Raw genomic sequence first — 24,564 nt, 5'->3', positions numbered from 1 at the left:
GGCGCGGAAATGTGAATAAGAGCCAGGGGCGTAGGCCGGCGCGGCCTTGGGTGCGGAGCGTGCTGCAGCGGCGGGTGGCGGGGAATAGGAATCGGCTGGGGTATCGGCTGGCCGTGCCTCGACTGCTTCTTGCACCGGCGGGGCCAACATCTTGACCGGCGCCGCCGGTGCATCGCTGGCGGCCACCTCGGCGAGTGGAGCAGGGCTGGCCGGCGGGGCTGCGTCCTGCGACGCCGCATCTGCCGGAGCCATCTCCGCCTCTTCGGCCGGGCTGGGCACGAACATCGGCGTCTCCGAACTGTCGGCGGGAGCGGCCGCGCCGGCCATGCGATCGGCCTCGCTGGCGGCCATCGGGGCCTGCAACTGCGGCCGTTGCTGCCAGACGATTCCGACCGCCAGCAGCATCGAGGCGGCCACGCCCAGTGCCCACGGCCAGCGCGGGCGACGACGCGCGGGCGCGCTGCCGGCGACCGCTTCGTGCGCGGCGGCCAGGATGCGGGCATCCAGCGCCGGCGAAGGTTCGCCATGCGGACCGGCCCGACCCAGCAGGCCGGCCAGTTCGCGCTCTTCGGTGTCCAGCGACGCATCGGGTCTGCGGTTCATTCGTTCAACCTCGCTCGCAGCTTGTCCATCGCATAACGCAGCCGCGACTTGACGGTTTCCCGGCCGACGCCGGTAATCTCGCCGATCTCTTCCAGGGTCAGTTCCTGCTCCAGCCGCAGCACGACCACTTCGCGCTGCTCCTCGGGCAATTCGGCCAGCGCCAGCTGCAGCCGGCGGCGCTGCTCGAATTCGGACAACTGCCGTTCCGGGGTATCCGGATCCGGCACCCGGGCCACGCGCTCGTCGGCGTTTTCCGGCGCCGGCGGGCGATGCTTCAGCGCGCGCCAATGGTCGGTCAGCCGGTTGTGGGCGATCCGGAACAGCCAGGTGCCGAAGGCGGCCTCGGGCTTCCAGCTTTCACGCGCGGCGATCACCTTCTGCCAGATGTCCTGGAACAGCTCGTCGGCCAGCGCGCCGTCGCGCAACTGGCGCAGCAGGAAGCGGTACAGGCGGTTGCGGTGACGCGCGTACAGTTGCTCGAACGCGGCCACGTCGCCGGCGGCGTAGGCCAGCATCAGCGACTCGTCCGTGGGGTCCGCAAGCTCGTTCACCGCTACCAGCGTAAGCCCTGCACGCGCCCGCGCAAAGCCGGATGCGGCCGCCGGCGCTGGCCGGGAGCGGAATCCGGTCGCGTTTTCCGAAGAAAGTCCGGGAATTGCGATGCGAGCCGTGGCAGATTGCATGGAACCTGATAACGTCCAGAGGCGAGGACCGGGGTCGAGTCGGGTCCATTCGCCGCATTGCGCGGCCAGCCAGGATGCCGGCAAGCCAGGCTTCGCGCACGGAGGCATCATTCCACTCCCACAGCAGAGAGCCGTATGCCCGGTTTGCCGGTAACCCGGACAGGAGACGAAGTCGCATCGGCGACAACCCCGGTCGACCGCATCGTGCAGGCCTTGTGCAACCTGCTGCCGGCGCGTTCCGCGGTGGCGGTGGCGTGGCGCGACTGGGCGCTGGGCGCCGGCAGCGCGGCCAGTGCCGGCGGGCCGCCCGGACTGCGCAAGCAGGCCGAACACGCGCTGTCCGAGCCCGAATTCGACTCCGACGAGCGCGACGGCTTCCTCGGCATGGCCTGGAACAACAACGAGGGCAATGCGCGCATGTCGGCAGTGGCGTGGTGCCCGACGCCGCTGGGCGAGGCGGAAAAGCGCTCGTGGCAGATGCTGGCCCGCGCGCTGGTGGTGGCCACCCTGGACGCCGCCCGCGCGCAGGCGCGGATCGTGCTGCTGGAGAAATCCAAGCGCCTGCAGCAGGCGCTGTACGAGATCGCCGACCTGGCCAGCGCCGATCTCGAGATGGGCGAAATGCTGCGCCGCGTGCATGTGGTGATCAATTCGCTGATGTTCGCCGAAAACTGCTACATCGTGTCCTACGATGAACAGCGCAGGTCGGTGCGTTTCCTGTATTTCGCCGACGAAAAGGACACCTACGTCGCCGATCCGGAGGAGGAGTTCACCGAGGCGGAAATGCCCAACAGCATGACCTTCGCCCTGTTGCGGCACGGGCAGCCGGTGCGCGGGCCGTCGGCGCAACTGCGACAGCGGCTGGGGGTGATCCGCGACAGCAACCACGGCCCGGACAGCATGGACTGGATGGGCGTGCCGATGCGGCGCGAGGACGGCGTCTGCGGCGCGATCGTGGTGCAGAGCTACGACCGCTTCGGCTGCTACGCCGACGAGGACCGCGCGTTGCTGGAATACGTGGCCCAGCACATCCTGACCGCGCTCGACCGCAAACGCGCGCACGTCGACCTGGAGCGCCGGATCGAGGCGCGCACCCAGGAGCTGCAACGCGCCAACCGCGAACTGCAGGCGGAGATCCTGGAGCGCAAGCGTGCCGAAAAACTGCAACGGGCGTTGTTCCGGATCGCCGACCTGGCGATCACCTCGGAGAGCCTGGATCGCTTCTACGCCGACGTGCATGCGGTGGTCGACGACCTGATCTACGCGCGCAACTTCTACATCGCGCTAGTGTCCGACGACGGCGAAACCATCGAGTTCCCGTACTCGATCGACGAACGCTCCGAACCGCCGCCGATGCGCAAGCGCGCCAAGGGCCTGACCGAATACATCATCGACAGCGGCCGGCCGCTGCTGGTCGATCGCGCCGGGCTGGACGAACTGGCCAGCCGCGGCGAGCTCATCGAGATGGGTGCGCGTTCGCACAGCTGGCTCGGCGTGCCGCTGTACCGCGACGAAGAGGTGGTCGGCGTGGTGGCGGTGCAGAGCTATTCGCCCGAAGTCATCTTCACCCCGCACGACCAGAACCTGCTGACCTTCGTCGCCAACCACATCGGCACCGGCCTGACCCGCCAGCGTGCGCAGGAAAACCTGCGCGCGGCCCACGCCGAACTGGAGCGGAGAGTCGAGGAGCGCACCCACGAACTGGCCGACGCCAACGCCAACCTGCTGGCGCAGATCGGCGAGCGAATGCGCGCCGAACAGCGCCTGACCCGCCAGGCGACCCATGACGCGCTGACCGGTCTGCCGAACCGGGTGCGGTTGCTGGACGGACTGGCCGACGCCATTGCCCGCGCGCGCGAACTGGACGGCACGGGTTTCGCCGTGCTGTTCCTCGACCTTGACCGTTTCAAGCTGGTCAACGACAGCATCGGACACGTCGCCGGCGACGAGTTGCTGAGCGAGGTATCGCACCGGCTGACCGGTACGGTGAAGAGCGGCGACATGGTGGCGCGGCTGGGCGGCGACGAATTCGCGGTGCTGGTCGAATCGCCGGAAGGCGAGGATGCGGCGCGCGCGGTAGCGCAACGGATCCTGACGTCGCTGGGCCGGCCGATGTGGGTGGCCGGGCGCGAACTGTTCCCCGCCGCCAGCATCGGCATCGCGGTCTGGCACCCGCGCTACGCCAACGGCGAAGAGCTGCTGCGCGACGCCGATGCGGCGATGTACCGGGCCAAGGCGCTGGGCCGCAACCGCTTTGTGGTGTTCGACGAGGCGATGCGCGAGGCGGCGCTGCAGAGCCTGGACCTGGAGGCCGATCTGCGGCGCGCGATCAACAACCAGGATTTCCTGCCGTACTACCAGCCGATCGTGCGCCTGGCCGACGGCGAGGTGATCGGCTACGAAGCGCTGCTGCGCTGGCGGCACGAGCGTCGCGGCCTGCTGGTGCCGACCGAATTCATCGAACTGGGCGAGGACAGCGGGCTGATCGAACAGGTCGACTGGCTGCTGTACGAGCAGGTGGTCGCGCGGATCGCGCGCGGCGGCCGCCAGTACGTGTCGGTCAACGTCTCGCCGCGGCATTTCCGTTCGCCGGATTTCGCCGACCGCTTGCTGGCGATGTTCGATACCCACGGCGCCGACCCGTCGCGGCTGCGGCTGGAGATCACCGAAGTCGCCCTGCTCGACGATGCGCCGCGCACGTTGCGGATCCTGCACTTGCTGCGCCAGCACGGGATCCTCGCCCAGCTGGACGATTTCGGTACCGGTTTCTCGGCCCTGTCCTACCTGCACCGGTTCCCGATCTCGGTGCTGAAGATCGACCGCAGCTTCGTGTCCAGCATCGGCGACGACCGCCGGCCGGAGAGCCTGGCGCTGGTGCGCGCGATCCTGGCGCTGGCCGGCACGCTCGGCATCGACACCATCGCCGAAGGCGTGGAAACCCAGGCCCAGCGGCTGGCCCTGCTGGAGCAGGGCTGCCATCTGGGCCAGGGCTACCTGTTCGGCGAGCCCAGCGCGGAAATGGAGAGCGTGACCTTGCCGCTGTCCTGACCGCGTCCGGCATCGCCGCGATTCAGTCGTATTCGGCGGCGATGTCCGGGGTGGCCGGCGCCGCGCCGACGATCCGCTGCGACTGCCGGACCAGGTTGACGAATTCGCCGCGCAGGCCGTGCGGATCGCGTCCCCGTGTTTCCTCGGCGACGCGGGCCACGTCGTCCCAGCTCCAGCCGTCGACATGGGTGCCGCCGCGCAGCAGGTCGGCCCAGGCGGCCACCGCGGCGGCATAGCGCAGCGACGGGCCGGGATTGCGATTCAGCGATGCGCGCATCACCGGGGTTTCGATCAGCCGGCTGGCATCGGCACCGGGCAGCTTGTAGCGCAGGCGCAGATGGGCCAGTTCCTCGGCCTTGCCGGCGGGCGCGGCATCGCTGCCGTAGCGCAGCGGCGGCAGGCGGGTGGCGGCCGAACCGACCGGGGTCAGTTCGTACAGTGCGGTCACTTCGTGCCCGGCGCCGATGTCGCCGGCGTCGACCTTGTCGTTGGCGAAGTCCTCGCGGTTCAGTAGGCGGTTTTCGTAGCCGATCAACCGGTATTCGGCCACCGCCGCCGGATTGAACTCGATCTGGATCTTCACGTCGCGGGCGATGGTCAGCAGGGTCGACTGCATCTCCTCCGCCATGACCTTGCGCGCCTCGCGCACGCTGTCGATGTAGGCGTGGTTGCCGTCGCCGACATCGGCCAGGCGTTCGGCCATGGCGTCGTTGTAGTTGCCTTGCCCGAACCCGAGCGTGGTCAGGGCGATGCCGGACTTGCGCTGGTCACCGACCAAGGTTTCCAGCGCCTCGCGGCTGACGGTGCCGACGTTGAAATCACCGTCGGTGGCCAGGATCACCCGGTTTACTCCGTCCTTGACGAAGGATTGCCGCGCAATCGCGTAGGCCAGGCGGATGCCGTCGCCGCCATTGGTGTTGCCACCGGCCTGCAGGCGCTCCAGCGCGGCCAGGATCTCGTCGTGGCGGTCGCCCGGGGTCGGCGGCAGCACCAGTCCGGCCGAACCCGCGTAGACGACGATCGAGACCCGGTCCTGCGCACGCAGCTGCGGCACCAGCTGGGCGAAGGCCTGCTTCAGCAGCGGCAGCTTGTCTGGCGATTCCATCGACCCGGAGGTGTCCAGCAGGAACACCAGGTTGGACGGCGGCAGGCTGGCCTTGGGCACGTCGTAGCCCTTGATGCCGATCATCAGCAACTGGCGGTCGGCATTCCACGGTGCCGGCGCCAGTTCGGTGCTGACGCGGAACGGGACGTCGCGGCTGGTTGGCGCCGGGTGGCCGTAGTCGAAGTAGTTGATGAACTCCTCGGCGCGCACCGCGTCGGCCGGCGGCCGCAGGCCTTCATGCAGCATGCGGCGGACGTTGCTGTAGCTGCCGGTGTCGACATCGACGGAGAAGGTCGATACCGGCTGTTCGCTGGTGCGATGCACCGGATTGTCGTCGCGCGAGGCGTAGTTCTCGGTATTGGCCGGTGGCGGCGCCATGTCGACGGCGTAGCCGGCGGCGATCGGCGCCGACAGCGATTTGGCGGGAGCCGCTTCTGCAGAGCGCTGCAAGCGTGCGCCGCTGACCACGACCGAATCCAGCGAGGGGGCGGCGACTTCCATCAGCTGCGACGGTGGGGCGGGCGGGGCGGCTTCGGCGTACTCGTCACCCGGAGACATCTGGTTCCCGGCCGTGGTCTGGCGACCGGTGGGGTCGGAACTGCAGCCGGCGAGGATGGCGAGGGTCAGCAGGGTCAAACGGAGCGTGTGGCGATGCATGGCGGGTTCTCCCGTGGTAGTCGGGAGGTTGAACGCATCGGTCGGGGAAACGGGGTTGGACGAATGCAGGTCGGCGCCGCGTCACTCGACCCGGAGCTTCAACTCACCGTCCTGCAGCCGCGCCTGCAGGCGTTCGCCGGCATCAACCTGGGACACCGAGCGCACGACCGAGCCGTCGGGCTTGCGCAGGATGCTGTAGCCGCGCGCCACCGTGGCCAGCGGACTGACCGCTTCCAGCGAGCGCGCCAGTCCGCGCAGTTGCAGCGCGTCATGTTGCAGGCGGCGGGCGATGGCGGCCTGCGGCCGTGCGCCCAGCGCCTGCAGGCGCTCGCGCAGTACGGCCAGTCGTCGGTCCGACTGGGCCGCGCGCAGTATCGCGGCGGCATGACGCAGGCGTGCCAGCCGTTGTTCCTGCTGGCGCAGCCATAAGGCCTCGAGCCGGCGTCCGGCTTCCTGCTGGCGCTGCCGCAGATTCTGCAGCCGAGCCTGAGGATGAAGGGCCTGCAGCCGCAGCCAAGCGCGGTCGCCGCGTTGCAGGGCGGCGGCCAGCCGGTGCGTCTGCGCACGGAAAATCCGCTGTTGCAGTACCTGCAGGCGTTGGGCCAGGTCGTGGCGGTCCGGCACCAGCAGTTCGGCGGCGGCCGAAGGCGTCGGCGCGCGCAGATCGGCGGCGAAGTCGGCCAGGCTGAAGTCGGTTTCGTGGCCGATGGCCGACACTACCGGCACCGGCGAGGCGGCGATGGCGCGCGCCAGCGTTTCGTCGTTGAAGGCCCACAGGTCTTCCAGCGAGCCGCCGCCGCGCGCCAGCAGGATCGCATCGTAGCGTCCGCTGGCGGCCGCGGCACGCAATTGGGCGGTGACTTGTGCGGCGGCGGCATCGCCCTGCACCAGGCTGGGCAGCACGTCGACTTCCAGCAGCGGGAAGCGCCGCTGCAGCACGCTGAGCACGTCGCGTACCGCCGCGCCGGTCGGCGAGGTGATCACCGCCAGCCGGCGGACATGGGCCGGCAGCGGGCGCTTGCGTTCGCTGTCGAACAGGCCTTCGGCCTGCAGTTTCGCCTTCAGTAGTTCGAAGGCGCGACGCAACGCGCCTTCGCCGGCTTCTTCCAGGTGGTCCAGTACCAGCTGGTAGTCGCCGCGCGCTTCGTACAGGGTCAGGCGGCCGCGGGCCAGCACGCGCAGGCCTTCGCGCGGCTGGAATTTCAGCCAGCTGCTCTTGGGCTTGAACATCGCGCAGCGCACCTGTGCGCGTGCGTCCTTCAGGTTGAAGTACAGGTGGCCGGACGCCGGGCGGGTGACCTGGCCGAGCTCGCCTTCCACCCACACCAGCGGAAAGGCGTCTTCCAGCAGGCTACGCGCCAGCGTGTTCAACTGGCTGGGGCTGAGGATGTCGGCTTCGGGCGCGGAACTCATCGGCATACCGTACCCGCACGGGTGCGAACGGTCACGTGCGGGCGAGGGAACGGGCGATAGAATGTGCGCCATGAACGAGATTGCCGCGCCCTGTTTCCAGCCCCTCGACGCCGGCCCGGCGCCGCGGCGAATCACCCGCGAGGTGAGGATCGGCAATGTCGCCGTGGGCGGCGGGCAGCCGGTGGTGGTGCAGTCGATGACCAATACCGACACCGCCGATGTGGCTTCCAGCGTCAAGCAGGTGGCCGAGTTGTGGCGCGCCGGTTCGGAACTGGTACGGCTGACGGTCAACAACCCCGAGTCGGCCGCGGCCATCCCGCGCATCCGCGAGAAGCTGGAGATGATGGGCGTGGAGGTGCCGCTGATCGGCGACTTCCATTACAACGGCCACCAGTTGCTCGCAGGCGAGCCGGCTTGCGCCGAGGCGTTGGCCAAGTACCGGATCAATCCCGGCAATGTCGGTTTCGGCAAGAAGAAGGACACCCAGTTCGCCCAGCTGATCGAATTCGCTATCCGCTACGACAAGCCGGTCCGGATCGGCGCCAACTGGGGATCACTGGACCAGGCGCTGGCGGCACGATTGATGGACGAGAACGCCCAGCGAAGCGAGCCGTGGGATGCCGGGCACGTGCTGCGCGAGGCGCTGATCCGCTCGGCGCTGGATTCGGCCGAGCGTGCGGTGGAACTGGGCCTGGCGCGCGAACGGATCGTGCTGAGCTGCAAGGTCAGCGGCGTGCAGGAGCTGATCGCGGTGTATCGCGACCTGGCCCGGCGCAGCGACTTCGCCCTGCACCTGGGCCTGACCGAGGCCGGCATCGGAAGCAAGGGCATCGTCGCTTCCAGTGCGGCGCTGGCGGTGCTGCTGCAGGAAGGCATCGGCGACACCATCCGTATCTCGCTGACCCCGGAGCCCGGCCAGTCGCGCACGCAGGAAATGATCGTGGCGCAGGAATTGCTGCAGACTACCGGGCTGCGTGCCTTCACCCCGATGGTCACCGCCTGTCCGGGTTGCGGGCGTACCACCTCGGAGTTCTTCCAGGAGCTGGCCAAGGTGGTGCAGAACCACGTGCGCACGCGGATGCCGGAGTGGAAGGCGCTGCATCCGGGCGCGGAGAACATGACCCTGGCGGTGATGGGCTGCGTGGTCAACGGACCGGGCGAATCGCGCCACGCCAACATCGGTATCTCGCTGCCCGGCACCGGCGAGGCGCCGGCCGCGCCGGTATTCGTCGATGGCGAAAAGACCGTGACCCTGCGTGGCGAGAACATCGCGCAGGAATTCATCGCCCTGATCGACCGCTACGTGGAAACGCGCTACCTGCGCGCCTGATCCGGCGGTCGCCGCGAGAATCAGTCCGGTTGCAGGCAGACCCGGTTGCGGCCCTGGTGCTTGGCCCGGTACAGGGCCTGGTCGGCGGCGGCCATCATCCGACTGCAGGTGCCGCGTTCGGCGGTCAAGGTGGCGATCCCCGCACTGACGGTGATGCGATGCGGTTGCTCGTCCAGCCGGAATTCGGTGACCTCGATGGCTTCGCGCAGGCGTTCGGCGAAACCGTAGGCCGCGCCGGCATCGCATTCGGGCAACAGTACCGCGAATTCCTCGCCACCGATGCGGGCGGCGGCATCCTCGCCGCGCACGTGCATGCGGACCAGTTGCGAGATCTGCCGTAGCACGCTGTCGCCGGCGATGTGGCCATGGCGGTCGTTGACCGGCTTGAACAGGTCCACGTCGATGATGCACATCGCCAGCGCGCGCTGGTGGCGGATTGCGCGCGCGATTTCCTTCTCGGTCAGTTCGATGAAATGCCGGCGGTTGTACATCTCGGTCAGCGGATCGTGGGTGGCCAGCTGGTAGATCTCGTCGTGGTAGCCGGTTTCCACGCTGCCGTGGCCGAGGAACTTCACCACGCAGTCGCCCAGTGTCAGGTGGTCGCCGTCGAACAGCGCCGCGGGCGTCTGCAACGGCACGTCGTTGAGCCGGGTGCGATTGGTGGCGCCGAGGTCGCGCACCCAGTACGCGTCGCCGTCGCGCCAGATTTCGCAGTGCCGGCGCGAGACGCTGTTGTGCGGGATGTGCAGGTCGGCCTCCTGCAGCCGTCCGATCAGGACCGATCCATCGTCGATGTCCACATGCCGTCCCAGTCCCTCGCCACGAATGACGACTACGCAGGCCGAGCGCGAAGGCGCCGCATCGGGGCCGTCGCTGCAGATCGTGCGCTGCGTGGTGTACGGATCGTGGTGGGACATGCGCATGGAAAGATTGCCGAGAGCCGCAGTGTAATGGCGATGCTTCCCTGTGCCAGCATCGGGTACCATGCCGAGTCTACAGGGGGAACGGCACCAGAATGCAGTCGCCTTCGGACGATCCGGACCGGACCGAGAGTCTGGTCACGCGTTTGCAGGATGCTCCCATTGCCGCGGACGGCAATTTGTCACCCGGGGCTCGGCTGGGCCGCTACCGGGTCGAAGCTCTGCTCGGCCGGGGCGGGATGGGCGAGGTCTACCGCGCCAGCCAGTTGGAGCCGGTCCGCCGCGAAGTGGCGCTGAAGCTGTTGCGTTCGCAACAGCTGCATGCGCGCCACCGCGCCTGGTTCGAGGTCGAGCGCCAGTTGCTGGCGCAGATGCACCATCCGGCCATTGCGCAGATCTACGACGCCGGCACCACCGAGGACGGCTATCCGTTCTTCGTCATGGAACTGATCGCCGGCAGCCCGGTTACCGCCTACTGCGACCAACGGCAATTGTCGTTGCGGCAACGCATCGAACTGTTCATGCGTATTTGCGAGGGTGTCCGGCATGCGCATGGCAAGGGCGTCATCCATCGCGACCTGAAGCCGGGCAACCTGCTGGTGGATACCATCGACGGACAGGCATTGCCGAAGATCATCGATTTCGGCATCGCCGTGGCGCTTTCGCTGAGTGACGGCACGGTGGCATTCGAGCGTGCCGGCACGCCCGAGTACATGAGTCCGGAGCAGGCGCGGGAAGGCAGCGTCGGCGTGGACATCTGCAGCGACGTGTATTCGCTGGGCGTGGTGCTGGGCGAATTGCTGGCCGGCGTGCGACCGGAGCCGGCTACGGATGAGAAGCACACGCCACGGCTCGGCGAACGGCTGGCTGCGCTGCCGGCCGCGGAGCAGGCGGAGCTGGCGACCCGGCGCGGATTGTCCGCAACCGAGCTGCGTCGCCGCTTGCGGGACGATCTCGACTGGATCGTGGACAAGGCCACCCGGGCCGAGCCTGCCGCGCGCTATGCCACGGTGGCCGCGCTGTCGGACGATCTGCAGCGTCACTTGCAGGGTCGGCCGGTGCAGGCGGTGCCTGCCAGCCGCGCCTACGTCTGGCGCAAGTTCGTCGGCCGGCACCGGCTGGCGGCGGCGGTCACGACGATAGTGACGCTGGCCTTGCTGGGTGGGCTGGCCGTGTCGCTTTACGGGCTGCGGCAGGCGAACGAGCAGCGTGCGCTGGCCGAGATGCGTCGGGACGAGCTGGAAAAAGTCGCGTCCTTCCAGCAGTCGATGCTGGAAGGCATCGACATCGAGACCATGGGCGTGGGTCTGGCCGAGAGCCTGCAGGCGCAGGTCGCACAGGTGGCTCCGGCCGACGCGAAAACCTTTGCTGCCCTGTTGGCCGACACCAGTCCCGCGGATACTGCCCGCGAACTGGTCGATCGCCAGTTGCTGGCCAACGCCGAGGCGGCGATCGGGCGGGATTTCGGCGATCAGCCTGATGTCGCCGCTGCCCTGCGCGAGTCGCTGGGGCGCGTGTACAAGGCCATCGGCCTGTACGACAAGGCGGCCGGGCAGCAGGCGCTGGCGGCCGAATACCGGAGCCGGACGCTGGGTGAGGCTGCCCCGTCCACGCTGCAGGCGCGTCAGGCGCAGGTCGAGGCGCTGCTGGAAGCCGCGCATGTCGACGCGGCCGAAGCGGTGCTGCAGCAGGCTCTGCCGCATGCGCGGACCCTGCCGGAAAACGACCGGGTGCGGGTCCAGCTGGAACTGGCAGAAGCGCAGACGGTTTCGGCGCGCGGTGACCGCGCGCGCGCCAGGACGATGGTCGAAGCGATCCTGCAGCGATTGCAGTCGACGGTGGGCGAGAACGATCCGACCACGCTGCTGGCGATGAACAACCTGGCGGCAATCCAGCGCAATCTGGGAGAACTGGACGCAGCCAGACGCAACATGGAAACCGTCGTCCGGCTGCGCACACGATTGCTCGGTGCGCAACACGAGGAGACACTGTCGGCGATGGGCAACCTTGCCGTGCTGCGAATCATGGCCGGCGAGAAGCGCGAGGCTGTCGCCCTGCAACAGCAGCTGGTCGACATCTACAAGGAAAAGCTGGGGGACGAGCACCCGGTGACATTGCAGGCGCGCGCCACGCTGTCCACCATGCTGATCGATTCGGGCGAGGCCGAAGCGGCCTTGCCGGCGATTGAAGCGGTGCTGGAAGCGCGCGAACGCGTGCTGGGTTACGACCATCCGCAGACCATACGCACCCGGCTCAACCTGGCCACGGCTCATGCACGGCTGCATGATTTCAAGACGGCGTTGCGGCTGGAGGACCAGGTCATCGAGGCCCGCACGCGGTTGCTCGGACCGACCCATCCGGACACCTTGTCGATCCTGGTCAATCATGCCGCGACCCTGTTCAACGACGGCCAGGCCGAAGCGTCGCTCAATCTGTTGACCGACCTGCAGCCGCTGGCGATGAAGGTGCTGGGTCCGCGCCATCCGCAGGCGCAGGCCGCACTGTTCATCCGTTCCGAGGCGCTGATGGAGCAGGGGCGCTACCGGCAGGCCGTCACCGTGTATCGGGAACTGCTCGACGTCCGCAGGAGCGTGCTGGGAGAGACGCACCATGAAACCCGCAACGCCGCCTGGAACCTGATCGATGCCTACCGCACTGTCGGCCAGGATGCGGAGGCTGATGCGTTGTACCGGCGATATGTCGCTCCGCTGCTGGCTGCCGACCCGGATACGCTCAGCGAACCGGATCGGGATTTCGTCGACAACTATCGCAGGCAGGCCCGACCCGGAAAGCGGTGATCATTCGCCGGGTTTGGCGCCCGCAGTCGGGGCGGTCGAGGCGGCACGGCGTGCCAGCACCGCTTCGCGATGGGCAATGTAGGCGTTGGCGCCGAGGATCACCGCCGAACCAATCAGCGTCCAGCGGTCGATGCGTTCGTCGAACAGCCACCACGCCATCAGCATCACCACCGGTAGCTGCATGAAGCTGATCGGCTGCAGCGCGGAGATCTCGCCGAGCCGCAGCGCGCGGGTCCAGAACAACTGGCCGAGGGTGCCGAAGGCGCCGGTGGCGAGCAGCCACAGCCAGGTGATGCCCTGCGGCCAGGTCCAGACGAACAGCGCCGGCAGCAGCGAGATCGGCACCCAGAACACGTAGGTGTAGAACACCACCGTGTCCGGCGGATCCAGTCGTGCCAGTTCCTTGATCTGGATCGCGACCACCGCGCTGATCAGCGCCGCCAGCAGGGCGATCAGCAGACCGGGGTCGAACTGCGCGGTGCCGGGGCGCAGGATCAGCAGCACGCCGACGAAGCCGGCCAGCACCGCCATCCAGCGGCGCAGGCGCACCTTTTCGTGCAGCCACAGCACGGCGGCGATGGTGACGAACAGCGGAGTCGAATACGACAGCGACACTGCCTGCGACAGCGGCAGGTGGCCGATTGCCCAGAACCCGCACAACATCGAGGCGAAACCGATCGCGGTGCGCAGCAGGTAGCGCTTGAGGTGACGCGTGCGCGGCAACGGTTCGCCGACGCGCAGGACCAGCGGCAGCAGCGCGAGCAGGCCGAAGGCGTTGCGGAAGAACGCGACCTCGGGCGTGGCGATGGTTGCCGAAGACAGCCGGATCGCCACCGCCATCAGGCCGAATGAGACCGCGCTGGCCAGCATGAAGCCTGCCGCGCGCATCGGCGTGGCCGTCGTGCTCACCAGCTATCGCCGATGATGCGAGGTTCCGGCTCCAGCCTCACGCCGAAGCGCTGCTCGACCGAAGCGGCGATGCGCCGCGCCAGTGTCAGTATCTGCGCGCCGCGGGCATGACCGTGATTGACCAGCACCAGCGCGTGGTCGGCGGAGACTCCGGCATCGCCGTCGCGGCGGCCCTTCCATCCGCAGGCTTCGATCATCCAGGCCGCCGACAGCTTGCGCGTATCGTCGCTGTCGCCGCGGAAGGCCGGCAATCGCGGGAATCCGGCCTGCAGCGCCTCGGCCTGCGCCAGCGGCACGATCGGATTCTTGAAGAAGCTGCCGGCATTGCCGATCCTGTGCGGGTCGGGCAGCTTGCGGCTGCGGATGCGGATCACCGCCTCGGCGACGTCGGCGGCGGTCGGCGCGTCGATGTTCATCGCCGACAGTTCCTCGCCGATGCCGGCATAGCCGAGCTTCGGCACCGCATGCCGGGGCAGTCGCAATTCCAGCGCGGTCAGGATGTGGCGACCGGGCTGCTGTTTGAACAGGCTGTCGCGGTAGCCGAAGCGGCAGGCTTCGCGGTCGAAGCGGACCAGCTCGCTGGTTGCGCGATCCCAGGCCTCGACGGCAAGCACGACGTCGCCGACCTCCATGCCGTAGGCGCCGATGTTCTGGATCGGTGCGGCGCCGGCGGTGCCGGGGATCAGGGCCAGGTTTTCCAATCCGCACAGGCCTTGCTGCAAGCTCCACATCACCAGCGCGTGCCAGGGCACGCCGGCTTCGGCGCGGACGATGGCGTGGTCGCCGTCGTCGTGCAGCAGTTGCGGCTGCGCCGGCGTGAAGGTCACGACCGCCGTGTCCGGGTCGCCGGCGAACAGCAGGTTGCTGCCGCCGCCGAGCAGCAAGGGGTCGCGGCCGGCCAGTTGCGGTAGGGCCAGCGCGTCGGCCAGCGCGTCGGCGCGTTCGAGTTCGAGCAGCCACGGCGCCGTCGCGTCCAGATGCAGGGTGTTGCGGCCGCGCAGTGGCGCGTCGCGGGTCAGGCGCCAGGGTGGGCTCACGGTGTGCGGACCGGTCCGTTGCGCTGTTCGCGCCGCCGGCGCATGGCATCGACGCATTCGGCGATCAGCGGCGGGCCGCGATAGACCAGGCCGGTATAGCACTGCACCAGGCTGGCGCCGGCAGCCATCTTGGCCACCGCATCGGCGCCGGACAGCACCCCGCCGACGCCGATCAGCGGAATCTGCACCGGCAGCCGCGCGCGCAGCCGGCGCAGCACCAGGTTGGCCTGGCCCAGCAGCGGTGCGCCGGACAGGCCGCCAGCCTCATCGGCATGCGGCGCGCCCTGCACGCCGATCCGCGCCACCGTGGTGTTGGTGGCGATGACGCCGTCCACCGCCAGTTCGGCGAAGACGCGGGCGGCGCTGTCGATGTCGGCATCGCCCAGGTCCGGCGCCACCTTCACCAGCATTGGCACCCGGCGGCCGTGCTGCGCGGCCAGCGCTTCCTGCGCCTCGCGCAGGCGCGAGATCAGCGCATGCAATGCCTGCGCTTCCTGCAGGTCGCGCAGGCCGGCGGTATTGGGCGAGGAGATGTTGACGGCGACGTAGTCCGCCAACGGGTAGACCCGTTGCAGGCAGGTCAGGTAATCGTCGGCTGCGCGTTCGTTCGGCGTGTCCTTGTTCTTGCCGATGTTGATGCCCAGCACGCCGCGTCGGCGACGCGCGCGTTCGACGTTGCGCACCAGCGCTTCGACCCCGTCGTTGTTGAAGCCCATGCGGTTGATCACCGCGCGCTGGGCCGGCAGCCGGAACATCCGCGGCTTCGGGTTGCCGGGCTGCGGGCGCGGGGTTACGGTGCCGATCTCGACGAAGCCGAAGCCCAGGCCGAACAGCGCATCGATGTGTTCGCCGTTCTTGTCCAGGCCTGCGGCCAGGCCGAACGGATTGGGGAATTCCAGCCCGTACGCCTTGGTCGGCATCGCCGGTGGCGACGGCGACAGCAGCCGCGAGGCGCCGCTGCGCGCGGCCAGTTCCAGCGCGCGCAACCCGGCGTCGTGGGCGCGTTCGGCGTCCATCGCGAACAACAGCGGGCGGGCAAGGCGATACGGGTTCATGCCGCCGGCCTGCCGACGAAGAGGCGGGTGTCGTAATCGAAATCCACCTTGCCGTCGCGGGCGGTGGCATCGAACAGTTCGCGCAGCGCGGCCAGCATCGGCGCATGGCGCGGATGTCCGGCCGGCGGCGCGTACGAGGACGACAGCAGGCGGCCGCGCAAGGCGTCGAAATCCAGCCGCTGCGCATGCGGGAAGCGGGCCATGCCGTGCAGGCCGTCGCCGAACCAGCGCTGCATGTGGGCGTCGTCGCCGTAGCGTTCGGACACGCTGGAATAATCCAGCCCGTATTCGTCGAGCAGGCGCTCGTAGCCTTCCAGGAACGGCGAGCCGCTCAGCCGGCGCGAATTCCAGTACACCGCCACCAGTCCGTGCGGACGCAGGATGCGCTGCCATTCGGGCTTGACCGCCTGCTGGTCGAACCAGTGGAAGGCCTGCGCCGCACTGACCAGATCGACGCTGGCGTCGTCCAGGCCGGTGGCCTCGGCGCGGCCGTCCATGGCGGAAAAGCCCGGCTCGGCGCCGAGCCACTCGATCGCCGCGGTACGCATCGCCGCGTTGGGCTCCACCGCGACCACCGAGTGGCCGCCATCGAGGAACATCCGGCTGGAGATGCCGGTGCCGGCGCCGATGTCGGCCACCTTCCAGTCCGGACCGATGCCGTGCGCCTGCCGCAACCAGGCAAGCAGCGCGTCCGGGTAGTCCGGCCGGAAGCGCACGTAGTCGGCGACGCGGTCGCTGAAGCGCTCGGTGGGGGCCAGACTCATCGGCGGCGCGGGGTCAGAGGTCGAACTTGATGCCCTGTGCCAGCGGCAGCGAGTCGGAGTAGTTGATGGTATTGGTCTGCCGGCGCATGTAGGCCTTCCAGGCGTCCGAGCCGGATTCGCGACCGCCGCCGGTGTCCTTCTCGCCGCCGAACGCGCCGCCGATCTCGGCGCCGCTGGTGCCGATGTTGACGTTGGCGATGCCGCAGTCGCTGCCGGCCGCGGACAGGAACTTCTCCGCCGACTTCAGGTTCTGGGTGAAGATCGCCGACGACAGTCCCTGCGGCACGGCGTTCTGCATCTCGATGGCTTCGTCCAGGGTCTTGTACTTCATCACGTACAGGATCGGGGCGAAGGTTTCGTGCTGGACGATGGCGTCGCTGTTCTTCAGTCCGGTGACGATGGTCGGCAGCACGAAGTTGCCTGGACGGTCCAACGCGGCGCCGCCGGTCTCGACCTTGCCGCCGGCGGCCTTGGCCTGCTCGACCGCCGACAGGAACTGCTGCACGGCGCCCTGGCTGTTCAGCGGGCCCATCAGATTGGCCGGGTCCAGCGGGTCACCGATCTTGCCTTCGACCTGCTTGTAGGCCTTGACCAGGGTCTCGAGCACGGTGTCGTGGATCGATTCGTGCACGATCAGGCGGCGGGTGGTGGTGCAGCGCTGGCCGGCGGTGCCGACCGCGCCGAACACGATGCCCGGAACCGCCAGCTTCAGGTCGGCGCTTTCGTCCAGGATGATGGCGTTGTTGCCGCCCAGTTCCAGCAGGCTGCGTCCCATGCGGCGGGCGACGCGCTCGCCGACGGTGCGGCCGACCTGGGTGGAGCCGGTGAAGCTGATCAGCGGGATGCGGATGTCGTCGACGAACTGCTGCGCCAGTTCGATGCCGGCGTCGTTGATCAGGAAGAAGATGTCGGGGAAGCCGCCTTCCTTCAGCGCCTCGTTGCAGATCTTCATGCTGGCGATGGCGGTCAGCGGGGTCTTGTTGGACGGCTTCCAGATGCAGATGTCGCCGCAGATCGCGGCCAGGAACGAATTCCAGGCCCACACCGCGACCGGGAAGTTGAACGCGCTGATGATGCCGACCAGGCCCAGCGGCTGGTACTGCTCGTACATGCGGTGGCCGGGGCGCTCGGAGTGCATGGTGTAGCCGTACAGCATGCGGCTCTGGCCGAGGGCGAAATCGGCGATGTCGATCATCTCCTGCACTTCGCCGTCGCCTTCGGGCTTGCTCTTGCCCATCTCCAGCGCGACCAGCGAACCGAGGGCGTCCTTGTGCTTGCGCAGCGCTTCCCCGCACAGGCGCACCGCCTCGCCGCGGCGCGGTGCGGGCGTGGTGCGCCAGACCTTGAACGCGGCCTGGGCGCGTTCGACGATCTTCTCGTAGTCGGCCGGGCTGCTGGCGTGAACCTCGGCAATCAGCTCGTTGGTGGTGGGGTTGATCGATTGCAGCACGCCGGCGTCGGTGGTCGTGGACCATTCGCCGTTGCCGAGATAGGTGCCGGAATTGCGTGCAGCGAGGCCAAGCGCCTCGAGAAGCTGGGAAGACATGGAAACTCCGCGAATGATTCGGGGCCCGTATTCGTTGCAGGGGGCCGGAGTGGAACGCGAATTTTACCAGATGCCGGCCTGTTCTCCGGGGCGCGGGATGGCGGTTGTGCAGGTTTCCAGCGCCCGCCTGACCGGCGCGAAGCTGCGCCGGTGCTGCGGGCAGGGGCCGTGTTCGGCCAGCGCCGCCAGGTGCGCGGGCGTGGGGTAGCCCTTGTGCGCGTCGAAACCGTACTGCGGGAATTGCGCATGCAACTGCAGCATGGCGCGGTCGCGGGCGACCTTGGCCAGGATCGAGGCGGCCATGATCGCCGGTTCCAGCGCGTCGCCGCCGACCAGGGCGCGGGCCGGGCAGGGCATGTCGCGCGGCACCTTGTTGCCGTCGATCAATGCCTGCTGCGCGACCGGATCCAGCGCCTGCACGGCGCGGCGCATGCCGGTCAGGGTGGCCTGCAGGATGTTGAGGCGGTCGATTTCCCCGGCGGCGACGAACTCGATGCGCCAGGCCAGTGCGCATTCGACGATTTGTGGATACAGCGCCTCGCGGCGGGCTTCGCCGAGCTTCTTGGAGTCGTTCAGGCCCTCGATCGGGCGGGCCGGGTCCAGGATCACTGCCGCGACGCTGACCGGCCCGGCCAGTGGCCCGCGCCCGGCTTCGTCGACACCGGCCACGCGCAGCAAGGGGGTGCCGATGGCGGCGCTCATCCCGGCGCGGACAGCAGTTCGGCCACGGCCTCGGCGGCGCGTGCCGAGGCGTCCTGCTTCAGCGCCAGATGCAGTTCCCGGTAACGCGCCTGCAGGCCGGCCACGGCGCCGGGGTCGGACAGCCAGTGCAGCACCGCCGCGGACAGCGCCTCGGCGGTGCAGTCCTCCTGCATCAGCTCCGGTGCCAGGTCGGCGCCGGCCAGCACGTTGGGCAGGGCATAGCGATCAGTCTTCAGCAGTCCCAGCGCCTTGACGATGCGGTAGGTCGCCGGCGAGATGCGATAACCGACCACCATCGGCCGCTTGGCCAGCATCGCCTCCAGGGTGGCGGTCCCGGACGCCAGCAGCACCGCGTCGGCGGCGATCATGCATTCGCGGGCCCGGCCCGACAGCAGCCGCGGTCGCGGCGACGGGAACGGGGTCGCCGTCAGCAGCGGGGCGATGGCCGCCTCGCAGTCGGCGTTGGCTGCCGGGATCAGCACGCGCAGACCGGGCTTCGCCTCGGCGACCTGGCGTGCCGCCTGCAGGAATACCTCGGCCAGCCGCCCGACTTCGCCGAGCCGGCTGCCGGGCAGCACCGCCAGCACCGTGGCGTCGCTGTCGATGCCCAGTGCCTGGCGCGCGGCGTCGCGGTCGGGCTGCAGCGGCAGGGCATCGGCCATCGGGTGGCCAACGAAGCGCGCATCGACGCCGTGACGCGCGTAGATCGGCGGCTCCATCGGGAACAGGCACAGCACGCGGTCGGCGCTTTGCCCGATCTTCGCCGCGCGCTTCTCGCGCCAGGCCCAGACCGAGGGGCTGACGTAGTGCATGGTGCGCACGCCGTGCTGTTTCAGCCAGCGTTCCACGCCGAGGTTGAAATCGGGGGCGTCGATGCCGATGAAGACATCGGGTTTCCACGCCAGCGCGCGTTCGCGGAACTCGCGGCGCAGCTTCAGCAGGCGCGGCAGGTGGCGCAGCACTTCGACCAGCCCCATCACCGACAGTTCGCTGGCATCGTGCCAGGTCTGGCAGCCGGCATCGCGCATTGCGTCGCCGCCGATGCCGGCGAATTCGGCATCGGGGAAACGCTCGCGCAACGCGCGGATCAGCCCGCTGCCGAGGCCATCGCCGGAGGCCTCGCCAGCCGCCAGCAGGATGCGCGGCATCAGCGCAGCAGCGGCCGCTCGCCGCTTTCGATGAAATCCAGCAGGAAGCGCACGTCGTCGCTGTCGGCGGCCTGTTCGGCCAACTTCTGCCTGGCTTCCGCCAGCGGCAGCCCGGCCACGTACAGGGTGCGATAGGCGCGCTTGATGGCGGCGATGCGTTCGGCGTCGAAGCCGCGACGCTTCAGACCCTCGCTGTTGATCCCGCGCGGGCGGCCGTGTTCGTCGCCGGCGACCATGGTGAACGGCGGTACGTCGCCGCTGATCAGGACGCTCTTGCCGAGGAAGGCGTGCGCGCCGATCCGGCAGAACTGGTGGGCGCCGGCGAAGCCGCTGAGGATGACCCAGTCGCCGACGGTCACGTGCCCGGCCAGGGTCGAATTGTTGGAAAACACGCAATGGTCGCCGACCGCGCAGTCGTGCGCGATGTGGGTGTAGGCCAGCAGCCAGTTGTCGTTGCCGACCCGGGTGACGCCACCACCGTCGCCGGTACCGCGATTGATGGTGACGAATTCGCGGATCAGGTTGTCGTCGCCGATCACCAGTTCGACCCGTTCGCCACGGAACTTCTTGTCCTGCGGGTCGCCACCGATCGCGGCGTGGCCGATGATGCGGTTGCCGCGGCCGATCCGGGTCGGGCCGGTGATGCTGCAATACGGGCCGATGACGCAGCCGTCGCCGATCTCGACCTCGGCGCCGATCAAAGTGAACGCGCCGACACCGACGTCCCGGCCGAGGCGGGCGCCGGGGTCGATCACGGCAGTCGGATGGATGCCGGCGACCGTACTCACGCCTACTCCTTGTCCATTTCCGCGCAGAGTATCTCGGCGCGGGCGACTTCGTTGCCGTCGACCTTGGCCACGCCGACGTACAGGGTCATGTTGCGGATCACGCGCTTGATTTCCACGTGCAGTTCCAGCACGTCGCCGGGAACGACCATGCGCGAGAAGCGCACCTCGTTGATCTTGACCAGATAGAACAGCCGGTCCGAGCAGCAGGTGTTGCGCGAGATCTGGGTCAGCACGCCGCCGGCCTGGGCCAGCGATTCGATCACCAGCACGCCGGGCATGACCGGTTTCTCGGGGAAGTGCCCCTGGAAGAACGGTTCGTTGATGCTGACATTCTTGTGCGCGACGATCCGCTTGAACGGCTCCATTTCGACCACGCGGTCGACCAGCAGGAACGGGTAGCGGTGCGGCAATACGTGCTGGATCCTGCCGATGTCGATCGGCAGCTCGAGTGTTTCGGTCATTTTTCCTCCCTGCGCAGGCCATGCAGTTGCCTGGCCATCGAATCGAGTTGCTTGAAGCGTGCGGCGTTCTTGCGCCAGCTGTGGTTGTCGGTCAACGGCGTCCCGGACGAGTATTCGCCGGGTTCGCGTATCGAGCTGGTCACCAGCGACATCGCGGTGACGACGACCTTGTCGCAGATCTCCAGATGTCCCAGCACGCCGGCGGCGCCGCCGATCAGGCAGTAACGACCGATCTTCGCGCTGCCGGCGGCAGCCGAGCAGCCGGCCATCGCGGTATGTGCGCCGATCTGAACGTTGTGGCCGATCTGGATCAGGTTGTCCAGGCGCACATCCTCGTCCAGCACGGTGTCTTCCAGCGCGCCGCGGTCGATACAGGTATTGGCACCGATTTCGCAATCGTCGCCGACCCTCACGCCGCCGAGTTGCGGCACCTTGATCCAGTGACCGGCCTCCATCGCCAAGCCGAATCCGTCGGCGCCGAGCACGGCTCCGGGATGGATGCGCACGCGCTTGCCCAATTGCACGCGGGTGACCAGGGTGACGCGCGCGATCAGTTCGCTGCCGTCGCCGACCTCGCAGTCCTCGCCGATCGTGCAGCCGGGACCGATCGTGCAGCCGGCGCCGATACGGCTGCGAGCGCCGATGCTGACGAAGGGGCCGATATGCGCATCGGGGGAGACATCGGCGTCGGGGTCGATGACCGCGCTCGGATGGATGCCCAGCGGGCGTACGGCAACCGGCTCGAACAGCGCGGCGATCCTGGCGAAGGCCACATAGGGGTCCCGTGCGATCAGCGCCGTGCGCGGGGCGACATCGGCGTCGTCTTCGCGCAGCACCACGACCGCAGCCCGGCTCTCGGCCAGCTGGCCGCGGTAGCGCGGGTTGGCGAGGAAGGCCAGATCGGCTTCGCCGGCGTGGGCCAGCGTGGCGACGCCACGGATGATGGCGCCGCCGTCGCCGCGCACGGTCAGGCCGAAGCGCTCGGCCAGTTCGTCGGCAGTGGTCTGGAAGGCGTTCACGGCTGCGTAGTCTAACGGCTCGCCGACCGTTTGAAGGTCAGGCAGGAGACGAAGATCGAGGCGCCCGTATCCGGACGCCTGCGTATGTTCCGCGGATCAGAACGCGCCGCCGAAGGTGAACTGCAGGCGTTCGATCTCGTCGCCGTCCTTCTTGCGCAGCGGGAGGGCGTAGCTGATCGAGATCGGCCCGACCGGGGCACGCCACAGCAAGGCCACGCCGGCCGAGGCGCGCAGTTCGCCGGCATCGAAGTTGTCCCAGCCGTCATAGACGTTGCCGAAATCGACGAAGGCCGAGACGCGCGCAGCGTTCGAATCGAACAGCTTGGGAAAATACGCTTCGATCGCGCCGACGGTCTTCAACGAACCGCCCAGCACCTGGCCGTAGCTGTAATAGCTGGTCGGTTCCGAGCGCGGCCCCAGGGTGTTGTCGCGGAAGCCGCGCACCGAGCGGGTGCCGCCGGCGTAGAAGTTCTCGAAGAACGGCAGACCGGTGGCGGTGACGGTCTTCACGTAGTCCGGCGAGTCGGTCAGGCAGGGGTCGGTCGGATCGGCGCCGGGCACGACGGTGTCGACGACGCCATCGCCGTCGGTGTCCACCGTGGTCGATGCGGTCCAGCAGATGTTGCGGGTGACATCGCTGCCGTAGCTGTCGCCGTAGCCCAGCTCGGCGCGTGTATTGAGCACCAGCCAGGTGTTGACCGGCCAGTACTTGGAGAACTCGTAGTTGAGTTTCCAGTACTCGGCGGTCGAACCGGGCAGGGTGATTTCGGCCGAGACCCGCTGGTAGGTGCCGCGGGTCGGCATGAAGTAGTCGTTGCGGGTGTCGCGTGCCCAGCCGGCTTCGGTGCGCCATGCGTGGAAGGTGCGCTGGCCGAACGCGTCGACGTAATCGATGATCGACTGCGGCGTGGAGCCGGGGTAGGTCAGGATTTCGTTGAAGTCGATGCCGAACAGCAGCGAGATGCTGTCGGTCTCGCTGATCGGCAGGCCGAACACGCCCTGCGCAGCGCCGCTGGTGGTGGAGTACTGTGCGGTGTTGTAGTCCGAATAGTCGAACTCGCGCCACCACAGGTTGTAACCTAGCTGCATGCCTTCGTCGGTGAAGAACGGGTTCATGTAGGAGAACGAGTAGCGCTGCAGGTAGTCGCTGCGCTGCGCTTCCACCGAGACCCGGTTGCCGCTGCCGAGGAAGTTGTTCTGCGACAGCTGGATCGAGGTGGTCAGACCCGACAGTTGCGAATAACCCAGGCCGAACACGAAACTGCCCGAAGTGGTTTCCTTGACGTTGAACACCACGTCGACCTGGTCGTTGCTGCCGGGGACCGGCTTGGTCTCGACGTCCACGGTCTCGAAGTAGCCCAGCCGCTGCAGGCGGATCTTCGAGCGGTCGATGGCCACCTGCGAATACCAGCTGCCTTCGAACTGGCGCATTTCGCGGCGCAACACTTCGTCGGCGGTGCGCGAATTGCCCTTGAACATGATCCGGCGCACGTTCACGCGCGGACCGGGCACGACCTGGAAGTTGATGCCGACCGTGCGCTTGTCGCGGTCGATGGTCGGGATCGGATTGACCTGGGAGAAGGCGTAGCCGATGTTGCCCAGGGTCGCGGTGATGCCGTTGGAGGTGATTTCCAGCAGCTGCCGGGAGAAGATCTGCCCGGGCTTGACGATCACCATGCGTTCGACGTTCTCGACCGGCAGCACGGTGTCGCCGGTGACCTTGACGTCGGAGATCGTGTACTGCTGGCCCTCGGTGATGCCGGCGCTGATGAACATGTCGCGCTTGTCGGGGCTGATCGAAACCTGGGTGCTGTCCAGGCTGAAGTCGACATAGCCGCGGTCCAGGTACCACGAGTTGAGCTTCTCGATGTCGCCGGACAGTTTTTCCTTCGAATACTGGTCGTCGCGGCGGTACCAGGACAGCCAGTTGTGCTCCTTCGACTCCCAACTGTCGAGGATGTCCTCGTTCTCGAAGCGGTCGGTGCCGACCAGGTTGACGTGGCGGATCTTGGCTGCCTTGCCCTCCTTGACGGCGATGGTGATGTCGACGCGGTTGCGGTCCAGCGGCGACACGGTCGGATTGATCTCGACGTTGTACTTGCCGCGGTTGTTGTACTGGCGGGTCAGTTCCTGGGTAACCCGGTCCAGGGCCAGGCGATCGAAGGTCTCGCCTTCGGCCAGACCGATGTCGGCCAGGCCCTTGGTCAGTTCCTCGGTCTTGATGTCCTTGTTGCCGCTCAGGGTCAGCTTGTTGATCGCCGGGCGTTCGGTCACCGTCACGACCAGGATGCTGCCCTGGCGGTCGAGCCGGACATCCTCGAAGAAGCCGGTCCTGTACAGCGCGCGGATCGCGTCGCCGACCCGCGCGGAAGTGACGACATCGCCGCGCTCGATCGGCAGATAGGTCAGCACGGTGCCGGCCGAGATGCGTTGCACGCCGTCGATGCGGATGTCGCTGACGGTGAACGTGCCGGTTTCGCTGGCCGGTGCGGGGTCCGCCGTCTGGGCCCATGCCGGTGCGACGATGGCCGAGGCCAGGGCAAGGGCGAGCAGGTGGCGGGCAGGCAATCGCGTCATC

The 24,564-nt window shown here is 68.2% G+C and carries 18 protein-coding genes and 1 pseudogene; 3 read left to right on the top strand and 16 right to left on the bottom strand.

What is annotated here, in order from left to right; all coding sequences use genetic code 11:
- Together CSC70_RS13330 and CSC70_RS13325 are read right to left on the bottom strand one after the other, a co-directional pair.
- Positions 1-603: pseudogene (locus tag CSC70_RS13330) on the bottom strand (hypothetical protein); the annotation flags it as partial.
- Positions 600-1,118 (bottom strand): RNA polymerase sigma factor, encoded by a 519-nt coding sequence (locus CSC70_RS13325; RefSeq protein WP_425501587.1) that lies wholly within the window; start codon positions 1,116-1,118, stop codon positions 600-602. The gene CSC70_RS13325 and the pseudogene CSC70_RS13330, both read right to left, overlap by 4 nt.
- Before the next feature lie 303 nt (positions 1,119-1,421).
- Between CSC70_RS13325 and CSC70_RS13320 the strand changes: the two genes are divergently transcribed.
- Positions 1,422-4,334, top strand: a complete 2,913-nt coding sequence (locus tag CSC70_RS13320; RefSeq protein WP_162457137.1) for an EAL domain-containing protein — start codon at positions 1,422-1,424, stop codon at positions 4,332-4,334.
- Positions 4,335-4,356: 22 nt separating this feature from the next.
- On the opposite strand, the gene CSC70_RS13315 is transcribed toward CSC70_RS13320, so the two are convergent.
- Both CSC70_RS13315 and xseA read right to left on the bottom strand, forming a co-directional pair.
- Positions 4,357-6,096, bottom strand: a complete 1,740-nt coding sequence (locus CSC70_RS13315; protein WP_162457136.1) for a vWA domain-containing protein — start codon at positions 6,094-6,096, stop codon at positions 4,357-4,359.
- A gap of 81 nt (positions 6,097-6,177) precedes the next feature.
- The gene (gene xseA / locus CSC70_RS13310) at positions 6,178-7,509 is read right to left on the bottom strand and encodes an exodeoxyribonuclease VII large subunit (protein WP_162457135.1); all 1,332 of its coding nucleotides are present in this window, start codon (positions 7,507-7,509) and stop codon (positions 6,178-6,180) included.
- 70 nt (positions 7,510-7,579) lie between these two features.
- Between xseA and ispG the strand changes: the two genes are divergently transcribed.
- Entirely contained in the window at positions 7,580-8,839 is a 1,260-nt protein-coding gene (gene ispG, locus CSC70_RS13305) for a flavodoxin-dependent (E)-4-hydroxy-3-methylbut-2-enyl-diphosphate synthase (RefSeq protein WP_162457134.1), read from the top strand.
- 20 nt (positions 8,840-8,859) lie between these two features.
- Here the strand turns inward: ispG and CSC70_RS13300 are convergent, their stop codons facing one another.
- Positions 8,860-9,762 (bottom strand): GGDEF domain-containing protein, encoded by a 903-nt coding sequence (locus CSC70_RS13300; RefSeq protein WP_162457133.1) that lies wholly within the window; start codon positions 9,760-9,762, stop codon positions 8,860-8,862.
- A gap of 92 nt (positions 9,763-9,854) precedes the next feature.
- Between CSC70_RS13300 and CSC70_RS13295 the strand changes: the two genes are divergently transcribed.
- Positions 9,855-12,557, top strand: a complete 2,703-nt coding sequence (locus CSC70_RS13295; protein ID WP_162457132.1) for a serine/threonine-protein kinase — start codon at positions 9,855-9,857, stop codon at positions 12,555-12,557.
- Here the strand turns inward: CSC70_RS13295 and CSC70_RS13290 are convergent, their stop codons facing one another.
- From CSC70_RS13290 to bamA, 11 genes are all read right to left on the bottom strand, one after another.
- Positions 12,558-13,445: a DMT family transporter gene (locus tag CSC70_RS13290; RefSeq protein ID WP_246189434.1), complete on the bottom strand. Its 888-nt coding sequence runs from the start codon at positions 13,443-13,445 to the stop codon at positions 12,558-12,560. It lies immediately after the preceding gene.
- Positions 13,446-13,462: 17 nt separating this feature from the next.
- Positions 13,463-14,503: a UDP-N-acetylmuramate dehydrogenase gene (gene murB, locus CSC70_RS13285; RefSeq protein ID WP_162457131.1), complete on the bottom strand. Its 1,041-nt coding sequence runs from the start codon at positions 14,501-14,503 to the stop codon at positions 13,463-13,465.
- A complete protein-coding gene (locus CSC70_RS13280; RefSeq protein ID WP_162457130.1) occupies positions 14,500-15,558 on the bottom strand; it encodes a quinone-dependent dihydroorotate dehydrogenase in 1,059 nt (352 codons plus the stop codon). Before CSC70_RS13280 ends, murB begins: the two co-directional genes overlap by 4 nt.
- Positions 15,555-16,322 carry a class I SAM-dependent methyltransferase gene (locus tag CSC70_RS13275; protein ID WP_162457129.1) on the bottom strand — a complete coding sequence of 256 codons (768 nt, stop codon included), beginning with the start codon at positions 16,320-16,322 and terminating at the stop codon, positions 15,555-15,557. The genes CSC70_RS13280 and CSC70_RS13275 overlap by 4 nt, the downstream gene beginning before the upstream one ends.
- A gap of 13 nt (positions 16,323-16,335) precedes the next feature.
- Positions 16,336-17,868, bottom strand: coding sequence for an L-piperidine-6-carboxylate dehydrogenase (gene amaB, locus CSC70_RS13270; protein ID WP_162457128.1), 1,533 nt, complete (start codon positions 17,866-17,868; stop codon positions 16,336-16,338).
- A gap of 63 nt (positions 17,869-17,931) precedes the next feature.
- Positions 17,932-18,570: a ribonuclease HII gene (rnhB, locus tag CSC70_RS13265; protein ID WP_162457127.1), complete on the bottom strand. Its 639-nt coding sequence runs from the start codon at positions 18,568-18,570 to the stop codon at positions 17,932-17,934.
- Positions 18,567-19,718: a lipid-A-disaccharide synthase gene (lpxB, locus tag CSC70_RS13260; RefSeq protein WP_162457126.1), complete on the bottom strand. Its 1,152-nt coding sequence runs from the start codon at positions 19,716-19,718 to the stop codon at positions 18,567-18,569. Before lpxB ends, rnhB begins: the two co-directional genes overlap by 4 nt.
- Complete coding sequence (gene lpxA, locus CSC70_RS13255) at positions 19,718-20,506, bottom strand: acyl-ACP--UDP-N-acetylglucosamine O-acyltransferase (RefSeq protein WP_162457125.1); 789 nt, start codon at positions 20,504-20,506, stop codon at positions 19,718-19,720. Before lpxA ends, lpxB begins: the two co-directional genes overlap by 1 nt.
- A 2-nt stretch (positions 20,507-20,508) precedes the next feature.
- Positions 20,509-20,967, bottom strand: a complete 459-nt coding sequence (gene fabZ / locus CSC70_RS13250; RefSeq protein WP_162457124.1) for a 3-hydroxyacyl-ACP dehydratase FabZ — start codon at positions 20,965-20,967, stop codon at positions 20,509-20,511.
- Positions 20,964-21,986, bottom strand: a complete 1,023-nt coding sequence (lpxD, locus tag CSC70_RS13245) for a UDP-3-O-(3-hydroxymyristoyl)glucosamine N-acyltransferase (protein WP_162457123.1) — start codon at positions 21,984-21,986, stop codon at positions 20,964-20,966. Before lpxD ends, fabZ begins: the two co-directional genes overlap by 4 nt.
- Positions 21,987-22,082: 96 nt before the next feature.
- Positions 22,083-24,563, bottom strand: a complete 2,481-nt coding sequence (gene bamA, locus CSC70_RS13240) for an outer membrane protein assembly factor BamA (protein WP_162457122.1) — start codon at positions 24,561-24,563, stop codon at positions 22,083-22,085.
- Position 24,564 lies beyond the last annotated feature (1 nt).

This window comes from Pseudoxanthomonas kalamensis DSM 18571, from assembly GCF_010211745.1.
GTDB lineage: Bacteria > Pseudomonadota > Gammaproteobacteria > Xanthomonadales > Xanthomonadaceae > Pseudoxanthomonas_A > Pseudoxanthomonas_A kalamensis.
The sequence above is the reverse complement of the archived record's forward strand: the minus strand, read 5'-3'. Positions and strand labels throughout refer to the sequence as shown.

Bases quoted from the DNA above. Each gene is read 5' to 3' on its own strand.
- CSC70_RS13320 (WP_162457137.1), top strand. From the start codon at position 1,422: ATGCCCGGTTTGCCGGTAACCCGGACAGGAGACGAAGTCGCATCGGCG.
- CSC70_RS13300 (WP_162457133.1), bottom strand. From the start codon at position 9,762: ATGCGCATGTCCCACCACGATCCGTACACCACGCAGCGCACGATCTGC.
- fabZ (WP_162457124.1), bottom strand. From the start codon at position 20,967: ATGACCGAAACACTCGAGCTGCCGATCGACATCGGCAGGATCCAGCAC.
- bamA (WP_162457122.1), bottom strand. From the start codon at position 24,563: ATGACGCGATTGCCTGCCCGCCACCTGCTCGCCCTTGCCCTGGCCTCG.
- rnhB (WP_162457127.1), bottom strand. From the start codon at position 18,570: ATGAGCGCCGCCATCGGCACCCCCTTGCTGCGCGTGGCCGGTGTCGAC.
- ispG (WP_162457134.1), top strand. From the start codon at position 7,580: ATGAACGAGATTGCCGCGCCCTGTTTCCAGCCCCTCGACGCCGGCCCG.
- CSC70_RS13275 (WP_162457129.1), bottom strand. From the start codon at position 16,322: ATGAGTCTGGCCCCCACCGAGCGCTTCAGCGACCGCGTCGCCGACTAC.
- xseA (WP_162457135.1), bottom strand. From the start codon at position 7,509: ATGAGTTCCGCGCCCGAAGCCGACATCCTCAGCCCCAGCCAGTTGAAC.
- amaB (WP_162457128.1), bottom strand. From the start codon at position 17,868: ATGTCTTCCCAGCTTCTCGAGGCGCTTGGCCTCGCTGCACGCAATTCC.
- CSC70_RS13315 (WP_162457136.1), bottom strand. From the start codon at position 6,096: ATGCATCGCCACACGCTCCGTTTGACCCTGCTGACCCTCGCCATCCTC.
- lpxB (WP_162457126.1), bottom strand. From the start codon at position 19,718: ATGCCGCGCATCCTGCTGGCGGCTGGCGAGGCCTCCGGCGATGGCCTC.
- CSC70_RS13290 (WP_246189434.1), bottom strand. From the start codon at position 13,445: ATGCGCGCGGCAGGCTTCATGCTGGCCAGCGCGGTCTCATTCGGCCTG.
- CSC70_RS13295 (WP_162457132.1), top strand. From the start codon at position 9,855: ATGCAGTCGCCTTCGGACGATCCGGACCGGACCGAGAGTCTGGTCACG.
- CSC70_RS13325 (WP_425501587.1), bottom strand. From the start codon at position 1,118: ATGCTGGCCTACGCCGCCGGCGACGTGGCCGCGTTCGAGCAACTGTAC.
- CSC70_RS13280 (WP_162457130.1), bottom strand. From the start codon at position 15,558: ATGAACCCGTATCGCCTTGCCCGCCCGCTGTTGTTCGCGATGGACGCC.